This is a genomic window from Candidatus Nanopelagicales bacterium, assembly GCA_018003655.1.
Taxonomy (GTDB): domain Bacteria; phylum Actinomycetota; class Actinomycetes; order S36-B12; family UBA10799; genus JAGNDY01.
This window is the reverse complement of sequence record JAGNDY010000003.1, coordinates 68,206-87,045: the sequence shown is the minus strand read 5'-3', so window position 1 is coordinate 87,045 and position 18,840 is coordinate 68,206. Positions and strand designations below refer to the sequence as shown.

General features: G+C 62.1%; 14 protein-coding genes. 1 reads left to right on the top strand and 13 read right to left on the bottom strand.

Annotated elements, in window-relative coordinates; translation table 11 throughout:
* From carB to pyrR, 6 genes are all read right to left on the bottom strand, one after another.
* Nucleotides 1–1,100: carbamoyl-phosphate synthase large subunit (gene carB / locus KAZ48_01580; GenBank protein ID MBP7971459.1), on the bottom strand; the 1,100-nt coding region annotated here is incomplete at its 3' end.
* Complete coding sequence (carA, locus tag KAZ48_01575) at nucleotides 1,100–2,260, bottom strand: glutamine-hydrolyzing carbamoyl-phosphate synthase small subunit (protein MBP7971458.1); 1,161 nt, start codon at nucleotides 2,258–2,260, stop codon at nucleotides 1,100–1,102. The genes carA and carB, both read right to left, overlap by 1 nt.
* Nucleotides 2,257–2,847, bottom strand: coding sequence for a hypothetical protein (locus KAZ48_01570; GenBank protein ID MBP7971457.1), 591 nt, complete (start codon nucleotides 2,845–2,847; stop codon nucleotides 2,257–2,259). The genes carA and KAZ48_01570 overlap by 4 nt, the downstream gene beginning before the upstream one ends.
* A complete protein-coding gene (locus KAZ48_01565) occupies nucleotides 2,841–4,142 on the bottom strand; it encodes a dihydroorotase (GenBank protein MBP7971456.1) in 1,302 nt (433 codons plus the stop codon). Before KAZ48_01565 ends, KAZ48_01570 begins: the two co-directional genes overlap by 7 nt.
* Complete coding sequence (locus KAZ48_01560; protein ID MBP7971455.1) at nucleotides 4,139–5,095, bottom strand: aspartate carbamoyltransferase catalytic subunit; 957 nt, start codon at nucleotides 5,093–5,095, stop codon at nucleotides 4,139–4,141. The genes KAZ48_01565 and KAZ48_01560 overlap by 4 nt, the downstream gene beginning before the upstream one ends.
* Nucleotides 5,092–5,679 carry a bifunctional pyr operon transcriptional regulator/uracil phosphoribosyltransferase PyrR gene (gene pyrR / locus KAZ48_01555; GenBank protein ID MBP7971454.1) on the bottom strand — a complete coding sequence of 196 codons (588 nt, stop codon included), beginning with the start codon at nucleotides 5,677–5,679 and terminating at the stop codon, nucleotides 5,092–5,094. Before pyrR ends, KAZ48_01560 begins: the two co-directional genes overlap by 4 nt.
* Before the next feature lie 244 nt (nucleotides 5,680–5,923).
* Between pyrR and KAZ48_01550 the strand changes: the two genes are divergently transcribed.
* Nucleotides 5,924–6,412 (top strand): transcriptional regulator, encoded by a 489-nt coding sequence (locus KAZ48_01550; protein MBP7971453.1) that lies wholly within the window; start codon nucleotides 5,924–5,926, stop codon nucleotides 6,410–6,412.
* 65 nt (nucleotides 6,413–6,477) lie between these two features.
* On the opposite strand, the gene argF is transcribed toward KAZ48_01550, so the two are convergent.
* The 7 genes from argF to gltB all read right to left on the bottom strand — a co-directional run bounded on the left by argF (nucleotide 6,478) and on the right by gltB (nucleotide 18,783).
* Nucleotides 6,478–7,488 (bottom strand): ornithine carbamoyltransferase, encoded by a 1,011-nt coding sequence (gene argF / locus KAZ48_01545; GenBank protein MBP7971452.1) that lies wholly within the window; start codon nucleotides 7,486–7,488, stop codon nucleotides 6,478–6,480.
* Between the two features lie 126 nt (nucleotides 7,489–7,614).
* Nucleotides 7,615–8,850, bottom strand: a complete 1,236-nt coding sequence (locus tag KAZ48_01540) for an arginine deiminase (protein ID MBP7971451.1) — start codon at nucleotides 8,848–8,850, stop codon at nucleotides 7,615–7,617.
* Nucleotides 8,851–8,855: 5 nt separating this feature from the next.
* The gene (locus KAZ48_01535) at nucleotides 8,856–10,274 is read right to left on the bottom strand and encodes an amino acid permease (GenBank protein MBP7971450.1); all 1,419 of its coding nucleotides are present in this window, start codon (nucleotides 10,272–10,274) and stop codon (nucleotides 8,856–8,858) included.
* A gap of 38 nt (nucleotides 10,275–10,312) precedes the next feature.
* On the bottom strand, nucleotides 10,313–11,245 hold the full coding sequence (gene arcC / locus KAZ48_01530) for a carbamate kinase (protein ID MBP7971449.1): 933 nt from the start codon (nucleotides 11,243–11,245) through the stop codon (nucleotides 10,313–10,315).
* Between the two features lie 104 nt (nucleotides 11,246–11,349).
* Entirely contained in the window at nucleotides 11,350–12,792 is a 1,443-nt protein-coding gene (gene pyk, locus KAZ48_01525; GenBank protein MBP7971448.1) for a pyruvate kinase, read from the bottom strand.
* Nucleotides 12,792–14,246, bottom strand: coding sequence for a glutamate synthase subunit beta (locus KAZ48_01520; GenBank protein MBP7971447.1), 1,455 nt, complete (start codon nucleotides 14,244–14,246; stop codon nucleotides 12,792–12,794). Before KAZ48_01520 ends, pyk begins: the two co-directional genes overlap by 1 nt.
* Nucleotides 14,239–18,783 (bottom strand): glutamate synthase large subunit, encoded by a 4,545-nt coding sequence (gene gltB / locus KAZ48_01515; GenBank protein MBP7971446.1) that lies wholly within the window; start codon nucleotides 18,781–18,783, stop codon nucleotides 14,239–14,241. Before gltB ends, KAZ48_01520 begins: the two co-directional genes overlap by 8 nt.
* Nucleotides 18,784–18,840 lie beyond the last annotated feature (57 nt).

Below are 18,840 nucleotides of genomic sequence, written 5' to 3'. Positions count from 1 at the left end.
GCGAACCGGGGGATCTTCACCACGACGTAGTCGAGTGTCGGCTCAAATGACGCCGGCGTCTCTTTGGTGATGTCGTTGGGAATCTCGTCGAGGGTGTAACCAACGGCGAGCCGGGCGGCGATCTTCGCGATTGGGAAACCAGTTGCCTTGGAGGCGAGCGCCGATGACCGCGACACCCGCGGATTCATCTCGATCACAATCATGCGTCCGGTGTCTGGCTGGACGGCAAACTGAATATTGCACCCGCCCGTATCGACGCCGACCTCGCGAATCACCGCGATCGCCACGTCGCGCATCCGCTGAAACTCCCGGTCGGTCAGGGTAAGCGCGGGTGCCACGGTGATTGAGTCGCCGGTGTGAACCCCGACGGGGTCGAAGTTCTCGATCGAACAGACGACAACCACGTTGTCGGCGTGATCGCGCATGAGTTCGAGCTCGTATTCCTTCCAACCGAGGATCGACTCCTCCAACAGCACCTCGGTCGTCGGACTGGCCTGCAACCCCGAACCAGCTATCCGCTGGAGATCATCGGGGTTGAATGCCATCCCGGAGCCAGCTCCACCCATGGTGTACGAGGGTCGAACGACCACCGGGTAGTTCAATTCGCCGACTGCTTGGAAACACTCGTCGAGGGTGTGACAGATGGAGCTGCGCGCGGACTCCGCCTGATAGCCATTGACATTGATTCGTTCGACGATCTCCTTGAAACGCTCTCGGTTCTCACCGGCCTCGATCGCCTCGACCCGGGCCCCGATCAACTCGACGCCGTGTTTCTCCAACACTCCTGCCTCGTGCAGCGCCATGGCCGCATTCAGCGCGGTCTGTCCACCTAGCGTCGGCAGGATCGCATCTGGGCGTTCCACCTCGATGATCTTTTCGATGATTTCCGGCGTGATGGGCTCTACGTAAGTGGCGTCGGCGAACTCCGGGTCGGTCATGATCGTGGCCGGGTTGGAGTTGACCAAAATGACCCGAATACCTTCGTCACGAAGTACCCGGCATGCTTGGGTCCCGGAGTAGTCGAACTCGCATGCCTGTCCGATGACGATGGGCCCGGAACCGATCACCATCACGCTGCGCAGATCTTCACGGCGTGGCATTAGACGCTCCCCCCGGTCGACGTAGCCGAACGCGTCGCCGACATCAACTGTGCGAATCGGTCGAAGAGGTACCCCGAGTCATGCGGGCCAGCTGCCGCCTCTGGGTGGTACTGGACTGAGAACGCTGGGACATCGAGACAACGGATGCCCTCAACGACGTCGTCGTTGAGCCCGACATGGCTGACCTGCGCTCGGCCATACGGTGTGTCTACCTCGACACCGATAGGAGCGTCGACCGCGAACCCGTGATTCTGCGCGGTGATCTCCACCTTGCCTGTTGTCACGTCCATCACCGGCTGGTTGATTCCGCGGTGACCGAAACGCAATTTGTAGGTACCGAATCCGAGTGCGCGACCAAGGATCTGGTTGCCAAAGCAGATGCCGAAGACCGGCAGTCGCTGCCCGAGGGCCCACTGAACGAGTTCAACGGAGTGATCAGCAGTCGCGGGGTCACCTGGGCCGTTGGAAAGAAAGATGCCATCAACGCCGAGTGCGGCAATGCGATCCGCCGTTGTCGAGGCCGGGAGGACCACAACCTCCATGCCGCGGGCAGCCATCATTTGGGGTGTCATCGACTTGATGCCCAGGTCGATTGCGGCGACGCGGAACTTTCGGTCACCGAAGGCCGGCACGGTGTACGGGTCGGCCGTGGTGACTTCGGAACTGAGTTCGGCGCCAACCATGGACGGACTCGCCTGCACCTGCGCGAGCAGTTGCGCCTCATCGGTCTGTGCGGCCGTCCCACTGAACAAGCCGACCCGCATGGCGCCGCGGTCGCGCAGGTGCCTGGTCAACGCGCGGGTGTCGATGTCGGCCACCCCCACTACGCCGAACTCGTTGAGATCGTCCTCCAGGGTGCGCTGGGACCGCCAGTTGCTCGCGATCCGGGCGGGATCGCGAACGACGAAGCCAGCAACCCATATTCGGGCAGACTCCTCGTCGATGTCGTTCATGCCCGTGTTGCCCACGTGCGGCGCGGTCATGACGACCACTTGCCGCTGGTAGGACGGATCTGTCAACGTCTCCTGGTAGCCGGTCATGCCAGTGGAGAACACGGCCTCCCCGAACGCCGTGCCCTGTGCGCCGAAAGAACTCCCGCGAAAGACCCGACCGTCCTCCAAGACCAACAATGCTGGCTCACGCCGCAAACCTGCGCTCATGAACTCCCCCCACCATGTAGAGCATCTGGACGATCAAGCCCCGATGTGACCCATTCCTGCAACGTTTTGACAAAGGCTTTTCGGTCTGCCTCGGCGGCGATCCGGAGTCCGGACTCCAGCAGTTGCTCACCCCACAACCACTCGACAACGACAATCCCGTCGCGGCCATACACGCGACCGGCAAGACCCCGATCCAGTCGGACCGAGCGCACCGCCGACAAGGGGATGAACAGCCGCCCGGCACCATCGCGGTCGATCGCCAATCCCTGCTGGAAGGGGTTGAAGGTGGCGGGGCCGCGGTTGGCCAGGCCCTGAGCCGCGATCCGGTCAAGCCACGCACCAGCGGTGACCGAACCAAGGTAGGTGCCAGCCACCGGGGATCCGATGCTGGTGAGGTCGTGGTCAGTGGGTGCAGGTGCCAGTGGGGGGATATCACTTTGGCGCACCGCACGTCGCCGCCAGCTGCGCCGCATCAACAGCAGCACTCCCGCCGCCAGGGCCAACACGAGCAGAGTCAGCAGGAGGCGTCCAGGCCAAGAGGTGACCTTGGCCGACTCTGCTGCGATCACGTCCAACCCGCTCAACATGGCACCGGCACTCCGTCGCGAACGGTCTGGCGCCCACGGAAGATTGTCCCGATGACCTTTGCGGGCAGGGTGCGTTCGCGGTAAGGAGTGTTGCGGCTTCGGCTCAGCAATTCACTGGGCAGAACGGTCCAGTGCGCGTCCGGGTCGATCAGCGTGATGTTGGCCGGTTCTCCGATTGCGAGTGGACGGCCTTGTCCCGCGACTCGCCCGATGTGTGCCGGGCGGTGCGACATTCGATCAGCGACTGCTACCCAATCGAGCAGGCCAGTGTTGACCATGGATTCGACCACCACCGACAGCGCGGTCTCAAGTCCCACCATCCCGAAAGCAGCTGCGCTCCATTCGCATTCCTTGTCCTCGATTGGGTGCGGTGCGTGGTCGGTGGCGACTGCGTCGATGGTGCCATCGGCCAATCCGAGTCGCACCGCCTCCACATCCTCGCGGGAGCGCAGTGGCGGGTTGACTTTAAAGATCGGATCGTAGGTTGCGGCGAGTTCGTCTCCCAGGAGCAGGTGGTGCGGCGTCACTTCCGCCGTTACATCAATGCCCTTGGACTTGGCCCATCGAATGAGTTCCACCGAACCCGCTGTCGACACGTGGCAGACATGCAGTCGACTGCCGACATGGCTGGCCAGCAGGACATCCCGGGCAACGATCGCTTCTTCCGCAACCGCAGGCCACCCGCGCAGACCCAATCTGCCGGACAGTTCACTCTCGTTCATCTGGGCACCTTCGGTCAGGCGCGGCTCTTGCGAGTGCTGAGCGATCACCCCATCGAAGGCTTTGACGTACTCCAGTGCCCGACGCATGACAACGGCGTCATCGACGCACTTGCCGTCGTCGGAGAAAACGCGGACGGCGGCCGCCGACTCAGCCATCGCGCCGAGCTCGGCGAGTTGCTTGCCTGCCAGTCCCCGGGTGACCGCGCCCACGGGCCGAACCTCGCACCAACCCGCCTCGCGGCCGAGTCGCCAGACTTGCTCGACCACACCGGCGGTGTCGGCGACCGGGTCGGTGTTGGCCATCGCATGAACTGCCGTGAAGCCTCCGACAGCCGCGGCTCGCGTTCCGGTCTCGACTGTCTCGGAATCCTCGCGACCGGGTTCACGTAGATGCGTATGGAGGTCCACGAACCCAGGCAGCGCGATCAACCCGTCGGCCGCCACCACCTCAGCATCGCCGGTGTCGGCTTTGCCAGCTGGATCTATGGTGACAATTCGGTCGTCAACGATCGTGAGATCGGCCTGCTCGGCGCCCATGACGCGTGCGCCGGTGATGACGAGTCGTTGGCTCATTGATCGCTCCCCGAATCGGTCGAAGTCATCCCGCCGAGAAGCAGGTACAACACTGCCATCCGCACGCTCACACCGTTGGCCACCTGCTCAACGATGACCGATCGCTTGGAGTCGGCAACATCGGCAGTGATCTCCATCCCACGATTCATGGGTCCGGGGTGCATGACGATCGCGTGGTCGGGCAACATGTTCGCCCGCCGGGTGTCGAGGCCGTAGCGGCGGCTGTACTCGCGCGCCGTAGGGAAGAAGGAATCGCTCATGCGCTCGGTTTGTACCCGCAGCATCATCACCGCGTCAGAATCCGGCATCGGCGCATCCAGGTCGTAGGAGACCTCGCAGGGCCACTGCTCAACGCCGACCGGCAGCAGTGTTGGCGGTGCGACCAAAGTGACGTTCGCACCCAGGGTGTCGAGCAGGAGGACGTTAGAGCGGGCGACGCGGCTATGCAGGACGTCGCCGACGACCGTGATGTTGCGGCCCTGCAGATCGCCTTCGCCCCCCGCCAGATGCTGGCGCAGGGTGAAGGCATCCAACAGCGCCTGCGTCGGATGTTCGTGCGTTCCGTCGCCAGCGTTGATCACCGCGCCTTGAATCCAACCGGCCGTGGCCAAGCGATGAGGCGCGCCACTGGAACCGTGCCGGACGACGACGGCATCGGCACCCATCGCCTCCAACGTCAGCGCGGTGTCCTTGAGACTCTCACCCTTGGAGACGCTGGAACCCTTGGCGCTGAAGTTGATGACGTCGGCTGAAAGGCGCTTGGCTGCCGCTTCAAACGAGATTCGAGTTCGAGTCGAATCTTCGAAGAACAGGTTGACGACGGTTCGACCGCGCAAGGTGGGTAACTTTTTGACCGGTCGGTTCGCGACCCGAGCGAGTTCACCGGTCGTATCCAGAATCTGGATCGCGTCCGCACGAGTCAGGTCGCCAGCGGAAAGCAAATGCTTCTTCATGCTGCGTCCCCCTCGTCGCCGCCAAGGCCACCGCCCGGGTCGTCGCTGGCGATCAACGTGACCACGTCTTGTCCATCGGTTTCCGCGAGGCGAACCCGTACTGACTCCCCGGCCGCCGTTGGCAGGTTCTTACCGACGTAGTCGGCTCGAATCGGCAACTCCCGGTGGCCCCGATCCACGAGGACGGCCAGCCGAACGACCTGCGGCCGACCAAGCTCGCCGAGCGCATCAAGGGCGGCGCGAACGGTACGGCCAGAGAAAAGCACATCGTCGACCAGTACGACGGTTCGACCGTCGATGCCGACATCGGGCACGTTCGTGAACTCCAGCGCCCGTGCGGGTCGCAGCCGCAGGTCGTCCCGATACATGGTGATGTCCAAGGCCCCAACTGGAACGGGATGTCCCTCGATGTGGGCGATCTTGTCGCCGATGCGCTGGGCAAGCGGAACCCCTCGCGTCTGAATTCCCAGAATCACGAGGTTGGAGCCGCCCTTGGCGCGCTCAAGGATCTCATGAGAAATGCGAGTGAGCACCCGGTCAATGTCGGATGACTCAAGAACGGTCCGTACGCGGGCAGAACTCACGCGTAGACCTCCTTCCCCGCCTCTCTGGACGGTCCGTTAAAGGATGTCGTGCTGATGTTGCGAGGGTACCAAGCGCAGCACGAGCGCTGGCGGTGACCCACGGGCCATCCCAGCTGGGAACCACGAGTGCCACGGCCGCGTCCAATTCCCGTCCATCTGTGTCCCCCCAAGTTGCGAACCGGCAGTTACGCTCCGTAGCGTCTGCCAAGAAGGTCGATGAACGACTCAAACCCTGGGGGGTGAGATGGCAAGCGACTACGCCAAGGCTCTTGGGGCAAAACTGCGCGCCATCCGGCAGCAACAAGGTCTCAGCCTGCACGGCGTCGAGGAACGCTCCGGCGGCCGATGGAAGGCTGTTGTGGTTGGTTCCTACGAGCGCGGTGACCGGGCCGTGACAGTCCAGAAGCTCGCGGAGCTAGCCGATTTCTACGCCGTGCCAGTCTCTGAGCTGCTGCCCGAGGCGGCGCCAGCTGCCGCCGCAGAACCACCCCCACGCCTGGTCCTCGACCTCGAGCGACTCGGTCAGGTACCGGCGGAAAAGGCCGGTCCACTGGCCCGCTACGCCGCGGCGATCCAAGCACAGCGCGGCGACTACAACGGCCGCATCCTGTCGATCCGGCAAGACGACCTACGCACGCTCGCGGTGATCTATGACGAGCAACCCAGCGTGTTGGCCGAGCAACTTATCCAGTGGGGTGTGCTCAATCCTGAGGCCCGCCGGGCGATGGAGTAGCGCACACCAACGCACGCAGTCGGGCCGGACCCAGCACGTGGGTCCGGCCCGACTGCGTGTGTTGGTCAGATGCTGCCGATGGTGGCCACCATGATCGCTTTGATCGTGTGCAGCCGATTCTCCGCCTCGTCAAAAGCGACGTTGGCATGTGAGTTGAAGACATCGGTCGTCACCTCAAGACCATTGGTCATGCCGGTCTTTTCCGCGACATCCTTACCAACGGCGGTGTTCATGTCGTGGAAAGCGGGCAGGCAGTGCAGGAACTTCACGAACTTGTTTCCCGTCTTGTCCAAGGCGGCCTGATTGACCTGATACGGCGTCAGTAGCTTCACCCGGTCGTTCCACACCTCGGCGGGCTCACCCATCGACACCCACACATCGGTCTCGACGAAGTCCGATCCTGGCAGCGCCTCATCAGGATCCTCGGTCAGCATGATTCGCGCGCCTGACTCCTGGGCGTGGTCGCGCGCGAGCTGCTGGACCTCCTCGCTCGGCCACAGATCCTTGGGGCTGCAGATCCGCACATCCGATCCGAGGATCGCACCGATGATCAGCAGCGAGTGACCCATATTCGACCGGGCGTCGCCCATGTAGGTGTACGCGATCTCCTCGATGGGCTTGCCGCGCCCCCATTCCTTCATCGTCAGCACGTCGGCGAGCATCTGGGTGGGATGCCACTCGTTGGTCAGACCGTTCCAGACCGGCACATCCGATGCCTTTGCCAGTTCTTCCACGTCCGCCTGAGCAAATCCGCGAAACTCGATGCCGTCGTAGAAGCGCGACAACACCTTTCCGGTGTCTTCAATCGACTCCTTGTAGCCGATGTGGGACCCGTCCGGACCCAGGTACGTAACGCTAGCGCCCTGCTGGTGTGCTCCCACCTCGAAGGCACACCGGGTTCGGGTGGATGCCTTCTCGAAGATGAGGGCGACGTTCTTGCCCTTCATGGTCGGCACTTCGGTCCCGCTGTAGTGCGCGCGCTTGAGATCACGGGACAGGTCAAGCAGGTACATGAGTTCTTGCTTGGTGAAGTCGATCTCCTTAAGGAAATCGCGTGCTTTCAGATTGACGCCCATCGTCTGTTGCCCTCTTTCGATTCGTTGATAGTCAGCTACTTCGTCGTGCGTTTCAGTTGCTAGGCGGTGGAAGCACCAGTCGACAAATGAAGAGGCGGCCCGGCAGTTGCGAGGCCGCCGTCCTCATCAGCCGTTCGCCGGTCCGCGCTCGATTGGACAGCTCATGCAACGCGGCCCACCACGGCCACGGCCCAACTCGTTACCCGCGATGGCGACGATCTCGATCCCGTTCTCACGCAGGAACGTGTTGGTGTTGGTGTTGCGGTCGTATCCGAACACGACACCTGGGGCAACGGTGAGGAAATTGTTGCCGTCGTTCCACTGCTCGCGCTCGGCCGCCATCTCGTCTTCCGGGGTGCGCAGCGGGTGGACTTTCTCGACACCGAGAGCGTCGGCCAACACCGGCCAGAGCACCTTGTTCTCCACCAAGTTGTACTCACCGCTGTCGCCCTTTGGAGTCAGGGTGTACGTCTTGAGATCGTCAGACAGGTACGGGTAAACGGAGAACTTGTCGACGTCCAACATCGTCATGGCGGTGTCGAGGTGCATGAACGCCCGCGTCTTGGGTAGCTCGACCACGATTACTTTGGTGACCTTCTTCTCCGGATCTGAGAAGTACGACTTGACCAACATCCCGATGCCCTGGGCGGTCGTACGCTCGCCCAGGCCGATCATTACCGTGCCGTTACCAACAACCAAGATGTCGCCGCCTTCACAGGTGGCCGGCTGCAAGTGCTCATCGGTGTTGCCGTACCAGAATTTGAGCTGGCCAGCGAAATCCGGATGGAAGTTCCAAATCGCCCGTGAGTTCAGCACCTCCCGTTGCCTGGCCGTCTTGGCCATCGGGTGCACGGACAAGCCGTTGTAGACGAACGCCGTGTTGTCCCGCTGGAACAGGTGGTTCGGCAGTGGGGTGAGCACAAAGTCAGACGGCCCCTGCTCGTTCCACCAAAGGCTGGTGTCCTCAGGGATGTCCAAGTCACTCTTGAGGACGCCGCCGATCATGAATTCGGCCAGCCGAAGCCCGCTCATATCGTCGGCGAAGAAGATCTCCCGTAGCGGCTTCTGCAGTTGATTGCTGGTGTTCTGCGGCTTGGCGACTCTGTCGAATAGCCACTCACGGGCCTCGGGAATATCGAGGGCCTCACCGAGCAATTCGTTGAAGTACCGAACACGAACGCCCTTCTCTCGCAGCTTCTCGGCGAACGCATCATGTTCGGCTTTGGCAATTTCAGCCCACATCACGTCGTCGAACAGGAGCCTTTCGCAGTTGTTCGGCGTCAGGCGGTCAAGCTCTAGGCCAGGTCGGTGGAGAACGACTTGCTTGAGTTCTCCCACCTCGGAATCAACGTGGAACGTCACTTACCTCAGCCTCCTTGATGTGTTGTTTGTGGCTCAACTGTGGTGAACTTATTGCGCATGTAGAGGTAGACACCCAGGCCCACGATGAAGACCCCGATGGACAGACCGATGAGCTTGATCTGCGTTCCCTCGACCGTGAAGGAGCCGTAGATGATGATCAGGGAGAAGATCAGACCCAGGATGGCCACTGCCATCTCCCACACCCAATTGGTTTCCGGGGTTCGCTCGTCTTTATTGATCGACCACTTGATCAAGGCGAGGGCGCTGAAGGCATAGGGAACCGCCGCAGTCAGGCCAGACAACAGAACCATTAAGTTGAACACGTCGGCCCCTGCCGCGCCCTGATAGGCAAACACCATGAGCAGGGTCGCCAACGCGGTCGAGAAGATGATGCCGATGTGCGGAACACCGCGGCTGGAGATCTTGGCGAAGAGCCGTGGGAACAGTCCCTCGCGGGCGGCCGCCAGCGGCATCTCGGCACAGATCATGGTCCAGCCATTGAGCGCGCCGAGACCGGAGATGATTGCGGCCAACGCAACCGCCTTGCCAGCCCAGTTGCCACCGAACATCGCGTCGAACGAGAGCGTGAACGGCTGGGCTCCGTCTGCGGTCAAGTCCTGGTTCGGGACTGTGCCGAAGATGACCACCGTGCTCAGCAGGTAGACCAATGTGCACGCCAACGTGCCAAACAAACTGGCCAGCGGCACATTACGCCTCGGGTTCTTCACCTTGCCCGCCGCGACAGCGGCCGTCTCCACACCGAGGTAGGAGAACACCGCCAACGACATCGCCGACACGATCGCCCCGATCGGTGACATTCCGGAGATGTTGAAGTTGTCGGTGATGTATGACCAGTCGATGTAGAACAGCCCAACCGTAGAGATGATGATCAACGGGATGAACTTGATAATCGTGGTGACGATCTGCACGGAGGCCATGTTCTTGACGCCGGAGAGGTTAATGGCCGCTGGCAGCCACAGCCCGACAACACCGATGGCGATGCTATACGCAGGGCGGTGATCTGTGTTGATGAAGACCTCAACGTAGACAACCCACGCCACGACTATCGCAGCGTTCCCCGCCCACGCCGTAATCCAGTACGACCATGCGTTGAAGAAACCGATCGCATTGCCAAACGCCGCCCGCGAGTATGCATAGGGGCCGCCATCAGCTGGCATTCGTTTAGAGAGCACCCCGAACATCTGCGCGAGAGCGATCGCTCCAATCGCTGTAAAAATGAAAGCGATGAGCGAAATTGAGCCAAACGACGCCAAGGATGCTGGCAGCAGGAAGACGCCAGTACCGATGATGGAACCCATCACCAGCGCGGAAGCAGCTAGTAGGCCAAGACTCGGCGCTGGTCCCTCTTCCTTGACCTCTCCGGGTGCTCCGGATCCTCCCCCAACAGAATCAACCGTGCTCATGTCCTTCTCCTCCTAAGTGAGAACACCGTGGTCAGTGACTAGTCAGTCTCAATGCCCGTGGTTGCAGTAGAGATGTGCGTTCCCGCATTACCCTCGATGAGCTCCTCCAGTTGATCGAGTGAACCGATTGCTGCGGTCTTTCCGGTCTCATTGGCAAAGGCCGCGGCCGCCTCCACCTTGGGTCCCATCGAACCGGCAGCGAAGCCCAATTCGACCAGCGCGTCTGGATTTGCCCTGGTCACCGCGCGCTGGTTCTCAGTGCCCCAGTCCAAAAACACCGAGGCCGTGTCGGTGGCGATAACCAGCAGGTCAGCATCGAGATCTCGGGCCAGCACGTAGGAGGCCAAGTCCTTATCGATGACTGCCTCGACGCCGATCAAATTGCGGGTGCCCGGCTCGTACATGGTCGGAATACCGCCGCCACCGGCGCACACGACCACTGCGCCGTTGCTGAGCAGCCACTTGATGGGGTTCAGTTCGAAGATTCGCCGAGGCTGGGGTGAGGGAACGACGCGGCGCCATGAATCGCCGTCCGGCTTAACCGTCCAATCGTTGTCCGAGGCGAGTTTCTTGGCGGCTGCTTCGTCATAGACCGGCCCAACGAACTTGCTCGGCGCCTGGAATGCGGGATCCGCGGGATCCACCTCGACCATGGTCAACAGCGTCGCCAGGCTCTTTTCCATCGGCAGCAAGTTGCCGAGTTCCTGCTCGATGAAATACCCAATCATTCCTTCAGTCTGGGCACCCATAACGTCAAATGGATAGGCGGACTGGGTGTCGTACGCAGCCGACTGCAGCGCCAACATTCCGACTTGCGGGCCGTTGCCGTGGGAAATCACCAACTCGTGCTTCTCCGCCACCGGCGCGAGCGCTTTGCACGCTGTCGCAACGTTTGCTCGTTGCCGTTCGACCGTCATGGGCTCGCCACGACGAGCCAGAGCGTTGCCTCCGAGAGCTACCACAATCCGCATGTACAGAACGTAACGAAACGGTCACCACTGTGTAAACCCAGCGCGCTCCCTAACGGCCGAGACTACGCCGTGCCAGCTGACCTTTGCAGGCCGGTTTGATCAGCTCAGTTTGGAACGGGCCGGTCCCGTTCCTTCATGCCCATGATGTGGACGCGCATACCGTTGGTGGTTCCGGAAACGCCCGGCGGCACTCCGGCAACCAGCACGATCCGATCGCCCGGAGTGCACCGATCGTGCTTGAGTAGCTCACGGTCTATGACGTCGACCATGGCGTCAGTGGAACTCACCGGATCCACGATGAAGGTCTCTACACCCCAGACCAACGACAGTTGTGAGCGAACTCGCTGACTCGGCGTGAAGGCGATCAACGGAATCGGCGACCTATGCCTCGCCACCAGCCGCGTCGACAGTCCCGTCTCGGTGAACGTACAGAGCTGGGTTGCGCCAACTGCTGCGCCGACTTGGCAAGCAGCTCGGGTCAACGCCCGCGCCGTCGAGCCGATCCGGTCGTCCTCGGTAGCCGGGATGGATCCGAGAGTCTGTTCCTCGACGTAGCGGATGATTCGCGCCATCGTCTCGACGACCAGCGTTGGATGATTTCCGACGCTGGTCTCCTGCGACAGCATCAGCGCGTCCGCGCCGTCGAGGACGGCGTTGGCCACGTCGGATGCCTCCGCTCTGGTTGGGCGTCGTGCCACCGCCATCGAGTCCAGCATTTGGGTGGCAACGATGACCGGCTTGCCAGCGGCGCGGCACATATCGATCGCACGCTTCTGCACAAGGGGGACCTGCTCCATCGGCAATTCGACACCGAGGTCGCCGCGGGCGACCATGACACCGTCGAACGCAGCAACGATCTCCGCCAGATTGTCCACCGCTTGCGGCTTCTCGATTTTTGCCAGGACGGGTACCCGAATCCCAAGTTCGTCCATGATCTGGTGCACGTCGGCAACGTCGGATGCGCTCCGGACAAAGGACAGCGCAATCAAATCTGCGCCAGCTTTCAATGCCCACTTGAGGTCGTCAATGTCCTTGTCGGACATTGCTGGCACGCTCACGGCAACGCCGGGCAGGTTGATGCCTTTGGAATCCGATACTGTGCCACCCTCCAGCACCTCGGTCACCACGTCGGTCTCGGTGACCGACTTGACCCGCAACAGGATTCGACCGTCATCGATCAGCAGCAGATCGTTGTTGCGCACATCGCCGGGCAACCCGTCGTAGGTGGTCGAGCAACGAGTCTGATTACCCACCACGTTGTCCACGGTGATCGTAAAGTCAGTACCCACTTCCAGTTGCGCAGTACCGCCGGCAAACTTGCCGAGTCGGATCTTGGGTCCCTGCAGGTCAGCCAGAATCGCGACCCCCTTGCCTGCTGCGTCGGTCGCGGCGCGAACCTGCTCGATAGAACGCTGGTGATCATCGTGGCTACCGTGACTCAGGTTTAATCGGGCGACGTTCATTCCCGCATCCACCATTCGCACCATGGTGTCGAATCCGGCCGTTGCCGGACCCAGCGTGCAGACAATTTTCGCTCGACGTGCCATTAGCCCACCAATGGTCTGGCAGTCGGGGGAATCGGTGAGGGCAGGTTGGTCGATCCGGTCAGGTAGTTGTCAACAGCTGCTGCGGCCGACCGACCTTCTGCGATCGCCCAGACGATGAGGCTTTGGCCCCGGCCGGCGTCGCCGGCGACAAACACCCCATCGACGTTGGTCTGGTAGCCCAGGTCTCGAACGATGTTTCCCCGTTCATCCAGTTCAAGTCCGAGCTCTTCGACGAGCGTGCCCTGTTCCGGACCGGTGAATCCCATCGCCAGGAAGACGAAGTCCGCCGGGATCTGACGAGTCGAATCAGGGACTTCCTGGAAGCGCCCGTCCACGAACTCGACCTCGACCAACTCGAGTGCCGCAACTCGGCCCTTGCCGTTGTCGATAAACCTGTTGGTGCTCACGGCGTACACCCGATCGCCGTTCTCCTCGTGGGCAGAAGAGACACGGAAAGTCATGGGATAGGTGGGCCATGGTTGCGCGACCGGCCGTTCAGCTGGCGGTCGGGACATGATCTCCAATTGCGTGACTGAGGCCGCGCCCTGTCGGGTTGCGGTACCCAGGCAGTCTGCGCCGGTATCACCGCCACCGATAACGACCACATGCTTGCCGCGCGCATCGATGGGACTGGACTTGGTGTCGCCCTCGCAGACGCGGTTTGCCAGCGGCAGATACTCCATCGCCTGGTGAATCCCGTTGAGTTCGCGGCCAGCCGCGTTGAGTTCCCGGCGCACCGTTGCACCAATGGCCAGGACCACTGCGTCGTAGCGACGCCGCAAATCTTCACCATCGATGTCGACGCCGACGCTCATGCCTGGCCGGAACTTGACACCTTCGGCCTCCATTTGCTGTAGCCGCCGAGTCAGGTGAATCTTCTCCATCTTGAACTCGGGGATGCCATAGCGAAGCAGCCCGCCAATGCGGTCGTCCCGCTCGTACACGGCCACGGTGTGTCCCGCGCGAGCCAGTTGCTGCGCAGCTGCTAGGCCGGCAGGCCCGGAACCGACGACTGCGACCGTCTTGCCGGACAGCCGCTCAGGCGGCTGCGGCTTGACCCAGCCCTCTTCCCAGGCGCGGTCGATGATCTCCACCTCGACCTGCTTGATGGTGACCGGATTCTGGTTGATGCCGAGCACACATGCCGTCTCGCACGGTGCCGGACACAGACGACCGGTGAACTCAGGGAAGTTGTTGGTCGCATGCAACCGTTCGATTGCTTCGGACCAATCGTCGCGCCAAACCAGGTCGTTCCACTCAGGAATCAGGTTGCCGAGCGGGCAACCGTTGTGGCAGAACGGGATGCCACAGTCCATACAACGGCCAGCTTGGTCGCGGAGGGTGTCGGTGTCGAACTCCTCGTAGACCTCGCGCCAGTCTCGGATCCGAATATCAACCGGTCGTCGCGTCGGCAATTGCCGGTCGCGTTTGAGGAATCCTCTGGGATCAGCCACGTGCTGCCTCCATCACTGCGTCGTCTACATCCTCGCCGAGACTCTCCGCCCTCGCAATCGCGGTGAGCACCCGCTGGAAATCGCGCGGCATTATCTTGGAGAATCGCCCGACATTCATTGCCCACGCGGCCAGCAAGTCCTCGGCGACCGTCGAACCGGTCTCCTCGGCGTGCCGTTTGGTCAAGTCGTGGACGAACTCACGGTCGGCATCGTCGAGTTGCTCGATGTCAACCATGTCCCGGTTGACTGCCTCGGGGTTCAGGTCAAGCAGGTAGGCGATGCCACCGGACATACCAGCCGCGACGTTGCGACCGACTTCGCCAAGAACCAGGACCCGTCCACCCGTCATGTATTCGCACAGGTGGTCACCGGCGCCCTCGACGACCACGGTGGCGCCGCTGTTGCGCACGCAACAGCGCTCACCGACCTTGCCTCGGACGAGCAGCTCACCCATGGTGGCGCCATAGGCAAGCACGTTGCCAGCAATGATGTGGTCCTCGGCCGCGAACGTCGCAGCCCGGTCTGGCCGCACGACAATGCGGCCGCCGGACAAACCCTTGCCGAGGTAGTCGTTCACGTCGCCCTCTACCCGCAGGGTGATCCCGCTGGGCACGAAGGCACCGAAGGACTGCCCCGCCGAACCCACAAAGGTGAGATCGATCGTGCCTGTCGGTAGCCCAGCACCTCCGAAGCGCCGGGTGACCTCGCTGCCGAGCATGGTGCCAACCGTTCGGTTGACGTTGCGGATCTCAAGTTGAGCTCGTACCGGTGCACCGCTATCCAGGGCATCGGCGCACAACTCGATCAGCGTGTTGTCCAGCGCCTTCTCGAGCCCGTGATCCTGATCGATCATCTTGCGGCGTGAGACGCCTTCGGCAAGTCGAGGCTGCTCGAGGATCGGCGACAAATCGAGGCCCTCGGTCTTGTAGTGCTCGACGGCCGCGTTGGTGTCGAGGATCTCGCTGTGACCGATTGCCTCATCCAGACTGCGGAACCCGAGTTCGGCGAGCAACTCGCGAACCTCCTCGGCGATGTACTCGAAGAAGGTCTCGACGAATTCGGGCTTGCCGGTGAAGCGATCCCGTAGAACTGGGTTCTGGGTCGCAACACCGACCGGGCAGGTGTCCAGGTGACAGACCCGCATCATCACGCATCCCATGACGACCAGCGGCGCGGTGGCAAAGCCGTACTCCTCCGCACCGAGCAGCGCGGCGATGACGACATCGCGGCCAGTTTTGAGTTGACCGTCGGTTTGAACAACAACCCGGTCGCGCAACCCATTGAGCAGCAGCGTCTGCTGAGCCTCGGCCAGGCCCAACTCCCACGGACCGCCAGCATGCTTAAGGCTCGTCAAAGGCGAGGCACCAGTGCCGCCGTCGTGTCCGGAAATCAGCACGACGTCGGCATGTGCCTTGGCCACGCCAGCGGCGACGGTGCCCACGCCAACCTCGGCCACCAACTTGACATGAATTCGAGCGGCCGGGTTGGCATTCTTGAGGTCATGGATCAGTTGAGCTAGATCCTCAATCGAGTAGATGTCGTGGTGCGGCGGTGGAGAGATCAGGCCGACACCTGGGGTTGAGTGCCGCGTCTTTGCGACCCACGGGTACACCTTGTGGGCTGGCAGCTGACCACCCTCGCCGGGCTTGGCACCCTGGGCCATTTTGATCTGAATGTCGTCCGCGTTGACCAGGTATTCACTGGTGACGCCGAACCGCCCGGAAGCAACCTGTTTGATCGCAGAGCGCTTGGAATCGCCATTGGCCATCACCGTGAACCGCTCGGGGTCCTCCCCGCCTTCACCGGTATTGGACTTGGCGCCCAATCTGTTCATCGCGATCGCCAACGTCTCATGTGCTTCGCCGGATATCGAGCCATAGGACATGGCGCCGGTCGAGAACCGCTTGACTATCTCACTGACCGACTCGACCTCCTCGATGGAGATCGGGGCGCGCTTGTCCTTGGAAAAACCGAAGAGGCCACGCAACGTCATCAGATGGCGTGACTGGTCGTTCACCGCGTTTGAGTATTCGCGGAAGATGTCGTACCGCTTCGACCGAGTCGCGTGTTGAAGTCGGAAGACCGTGTCTGGATTGAACAGGTGTGGCTCGCCTTCTCGTCGCCACTGGTATTCCCCGCCGACCACCAGGGTCCGATGCGCCGGCGAGATGCCGCTCGGCGGGTACGCAACGTGATGGCGAGCGGCGCCCTCCGCGGCGATGACGTCCAGACCGATGCCCCCCAACTTGGAGGTCGTGCCGGTGAAGTATTTGTCGATCACTTCCGGTGCGAGGCCGACGCACTCGAATACCTGAGCCCCGCGGTAGGACGCCACGGTGGAGATTCCCATCTTGCTCATGACCTTGAGGACACCCTTGCCCAGCGCCTTGACGAGGTTGCGCACTGCTTGAGCGGGTTCGATTCCTGACACGAGGCCGGTACGAACCAGGTCCTCGACCGTCTCCATCGCCAGGTACGGGTTGACCGCCGCTGCGCCATAGCCGATCAGCAGTGCCACGTGGTGAACCTCGCGGACGCCACCGGATTCGACAATCAGGCTGACCTGGGTCCGACGCTTGGTCCGAACCAGATGATGGTGGACGGCCGCAGTCGCCAGCAGCGGTGGGATCGGCGCCAGATCAAGGTCACCGTCGCGATCGGACAGCACGAGGAAGTCAATCTCGGAATCGACGAGTCGGTCGACTTCGGCGCAGATCTCGTCGAGGCGACGCTCAAGGCCCGGTCCGCCATCGTCGACGCGGTAGAGGCTGGACACCTTCGCGCTGGAGAACCGATCCGGGCCACCCTCCTGATCGACGTGCAGAATCTTGGCCAACTCATCGTTGTCGATCACCGGGAAGGACAGCACGATCTGGCGACAGTCGTCCGGAGCTGCCTCAAGCAGGTTGCCTTCTGGCCCGATTGAGGTTGCCAGTGAGGTGACGATCTCCTCCCGCAGGGCATCCAACGGTGGATTGGTCACCTGGGCGAAGAGCTGTGAGAAGTAGTCGAAGAGAAGCCGTGGCCGATCGGATAACGCCGCGATCGGGGTGTCCGTGCCCATCGAGCCGAGGGGCTCGGCGCCGGTCTGGGCCATCGGGGCAAGCAGAATGCGCAGCTCCTCCTCCGTGTAGCCGAAGGACTGTTGCCGCCGCAGGACCGATTGGTGGGTGTGAACGATGTGTTCGCGGTCCGGGAGGTTCTCCAAATGCAGCAGACCATCGTTCAGCCATTCGCTGTACGGGTGCTCGGCGGCAAGTTCAGACTTGATCTCGTCGTCCTCGATCACTCGGCCGTTGGCTGTATCCACCAGGAACATTCGGCCGGGTTGCAGCCGTCCCTTGCGCACGACGGTCGCGGGGTCGAGATCGAGCACGCCGGCTTCGGACCCCAACACCACCAAGCCGTCTTCAGTAATCCAGAACCGACCGGGCCGCAGACCGTTGCGGTCGAGCACTGCTCCGATCAATGTCCCATCGGTGAACGACACACTTGCGGGCCCGTCCCAAGGTTCCATCAGCGTCGAATGGAACTCGTAGAAGGCTCGCCGGGCGGGGTCCATCCCGGTGTGGTTCTCCCACGCTTCCGGAATCATCATCAGCACCGCGTGCGGCAGTGATCGGCCACCCATATACAGCAGTTCCAGCACCTCGTCGAAACTGGCGGAGTCGCTGCCGGCGGGAGTACAGATCGGGAACAGTCTGTTCAGGTCGCCCGGAATCAAGTCACTGACCAGGGTCGCCTCGCGGGCCTGCATCCAGTTGCGGTTGCCCTTGACGGTATTGATTTCGCCGTTGTGGGCGATGAATCGGAAGGGGTGGGCCAGGGGCCAACTCGGGAACGTGTTGGTCGAGAAGCGCGAATGGACTAGGCCCAGTGCGGACTTGAAGCGGTGATCTGACAGGTCTGGGAAGAACGGCTCCAACTGGCCGGTCGTGAGCATTCCCTTGTACCCCAGTGTCCGACTCGACAGCGTTGGGAAGTAGACGCTGGTCTCCCGTTCAGCACGCTTGCGCACGCAGAATGCAAGGCGCTCAAGTTCCATCCCGGTGATCAACGCGCCGGTTGGCCCATCTCCGGCGACAAACAACTGGCGGAAGCGCGGCATCACCGACATCGCGGTGGTTCCCACGAGTTCGGCTGTGTGCGGCACGTCCCGCCAGCCCAAGACCCGAAGTCCCTCTTGGCCAACAATGTCGGCGATGACGGCGACTGCCTCGCGGTCTTCGTCATCGTCGTCTGGCAGGAAGGCGGTACCCACGGCGTAGCTGCCCGGTGCGGGCAATTCGAAATCAACAACCGCGCGCAGGAACTCGTCGGGAACCTGCACGAGGATGCCAGCGCCATCGCCGGTGTCGACCTCCGCGCCAGACGCACCGCGGTGATCGAGATTGCGCAACGCGGTAAGCGCCTGCATCACGATCTGGTGGCTGGGAACGCCCGTGAGGGTCGCGACAAAAGCAACGCCACAAGCGTCGTGTTCGAATGCTGGGTCGTAGAGACCCTGAGCGGTCGGTTGATTCGTAAAGAGAGTCACGTCGGTTCTCCTGTCATCGGTGGCAGGCACGTCAACGAGTCGCGCAGGCCGCGACAC

Coding starts and splice junctions, on each gene's coding strand:
- carA (MBP7971458.1), bottom strand. CDS start 2,260: ATGAGCGCAGGTTTGCGGCGTGAGCCAGCATTGTTGGTCTTGGAGGAC.
- KAZ48_01570 (MBP7971457.1), bottom strand. CDS start 2,847: ATGTTGAGCGGGTTGGACGTGATCGCAGCAGAGTCGGCCAAGGTCACC.
- KAZ48_01565 (MBP7971456.1), bottom strand. CDS start 4,142: ATGAGCCAACGACTCGTCATCACCGGCGCACGCGTCATGGGCGCCGAG.
- KAZ48_01560 (MBP7971455.1), bottom strand. CDS start 5,095: ATGAAGAAGCATTTGCTTTCCGCTGGCGACCTGACTCGTGCGGACGCG.
- KAZ48_01550 (MBP7971453.1), top strand. CDS start 5,924: ATGGCAAGCGACTACGCCAAGGCTCTTGGGGCAAAACTGCGCGCCATC.
- argF (MBP7971452.1), bottom strand. CDS start 7,488: ATGGGCGTCAATCTGAAAGCACGCGATTTCCTTAAGGAGATCGACTTC.
- KAZ48_01535 (MBP7971450.1), bottom strand. CDS start 10,274: ATGAGCACGGTTGATTCTGTTGGGGGAGGATCCGGAGCACCCGGAGAG.
- arcC (MBP7971449.1), bottom strand. CDS start 11,245: ATGCGGATTGTGGTAGCTCTCGGAGGCAACGCTCTGGCTCGTCGTGGC.
- pyk (MBP7971448.1), bottom strand. CDS start 12,792: ATGGCACGTCGAGCGAAAATTGTCTGCACGCTGGGTCCGGCAACGGCC.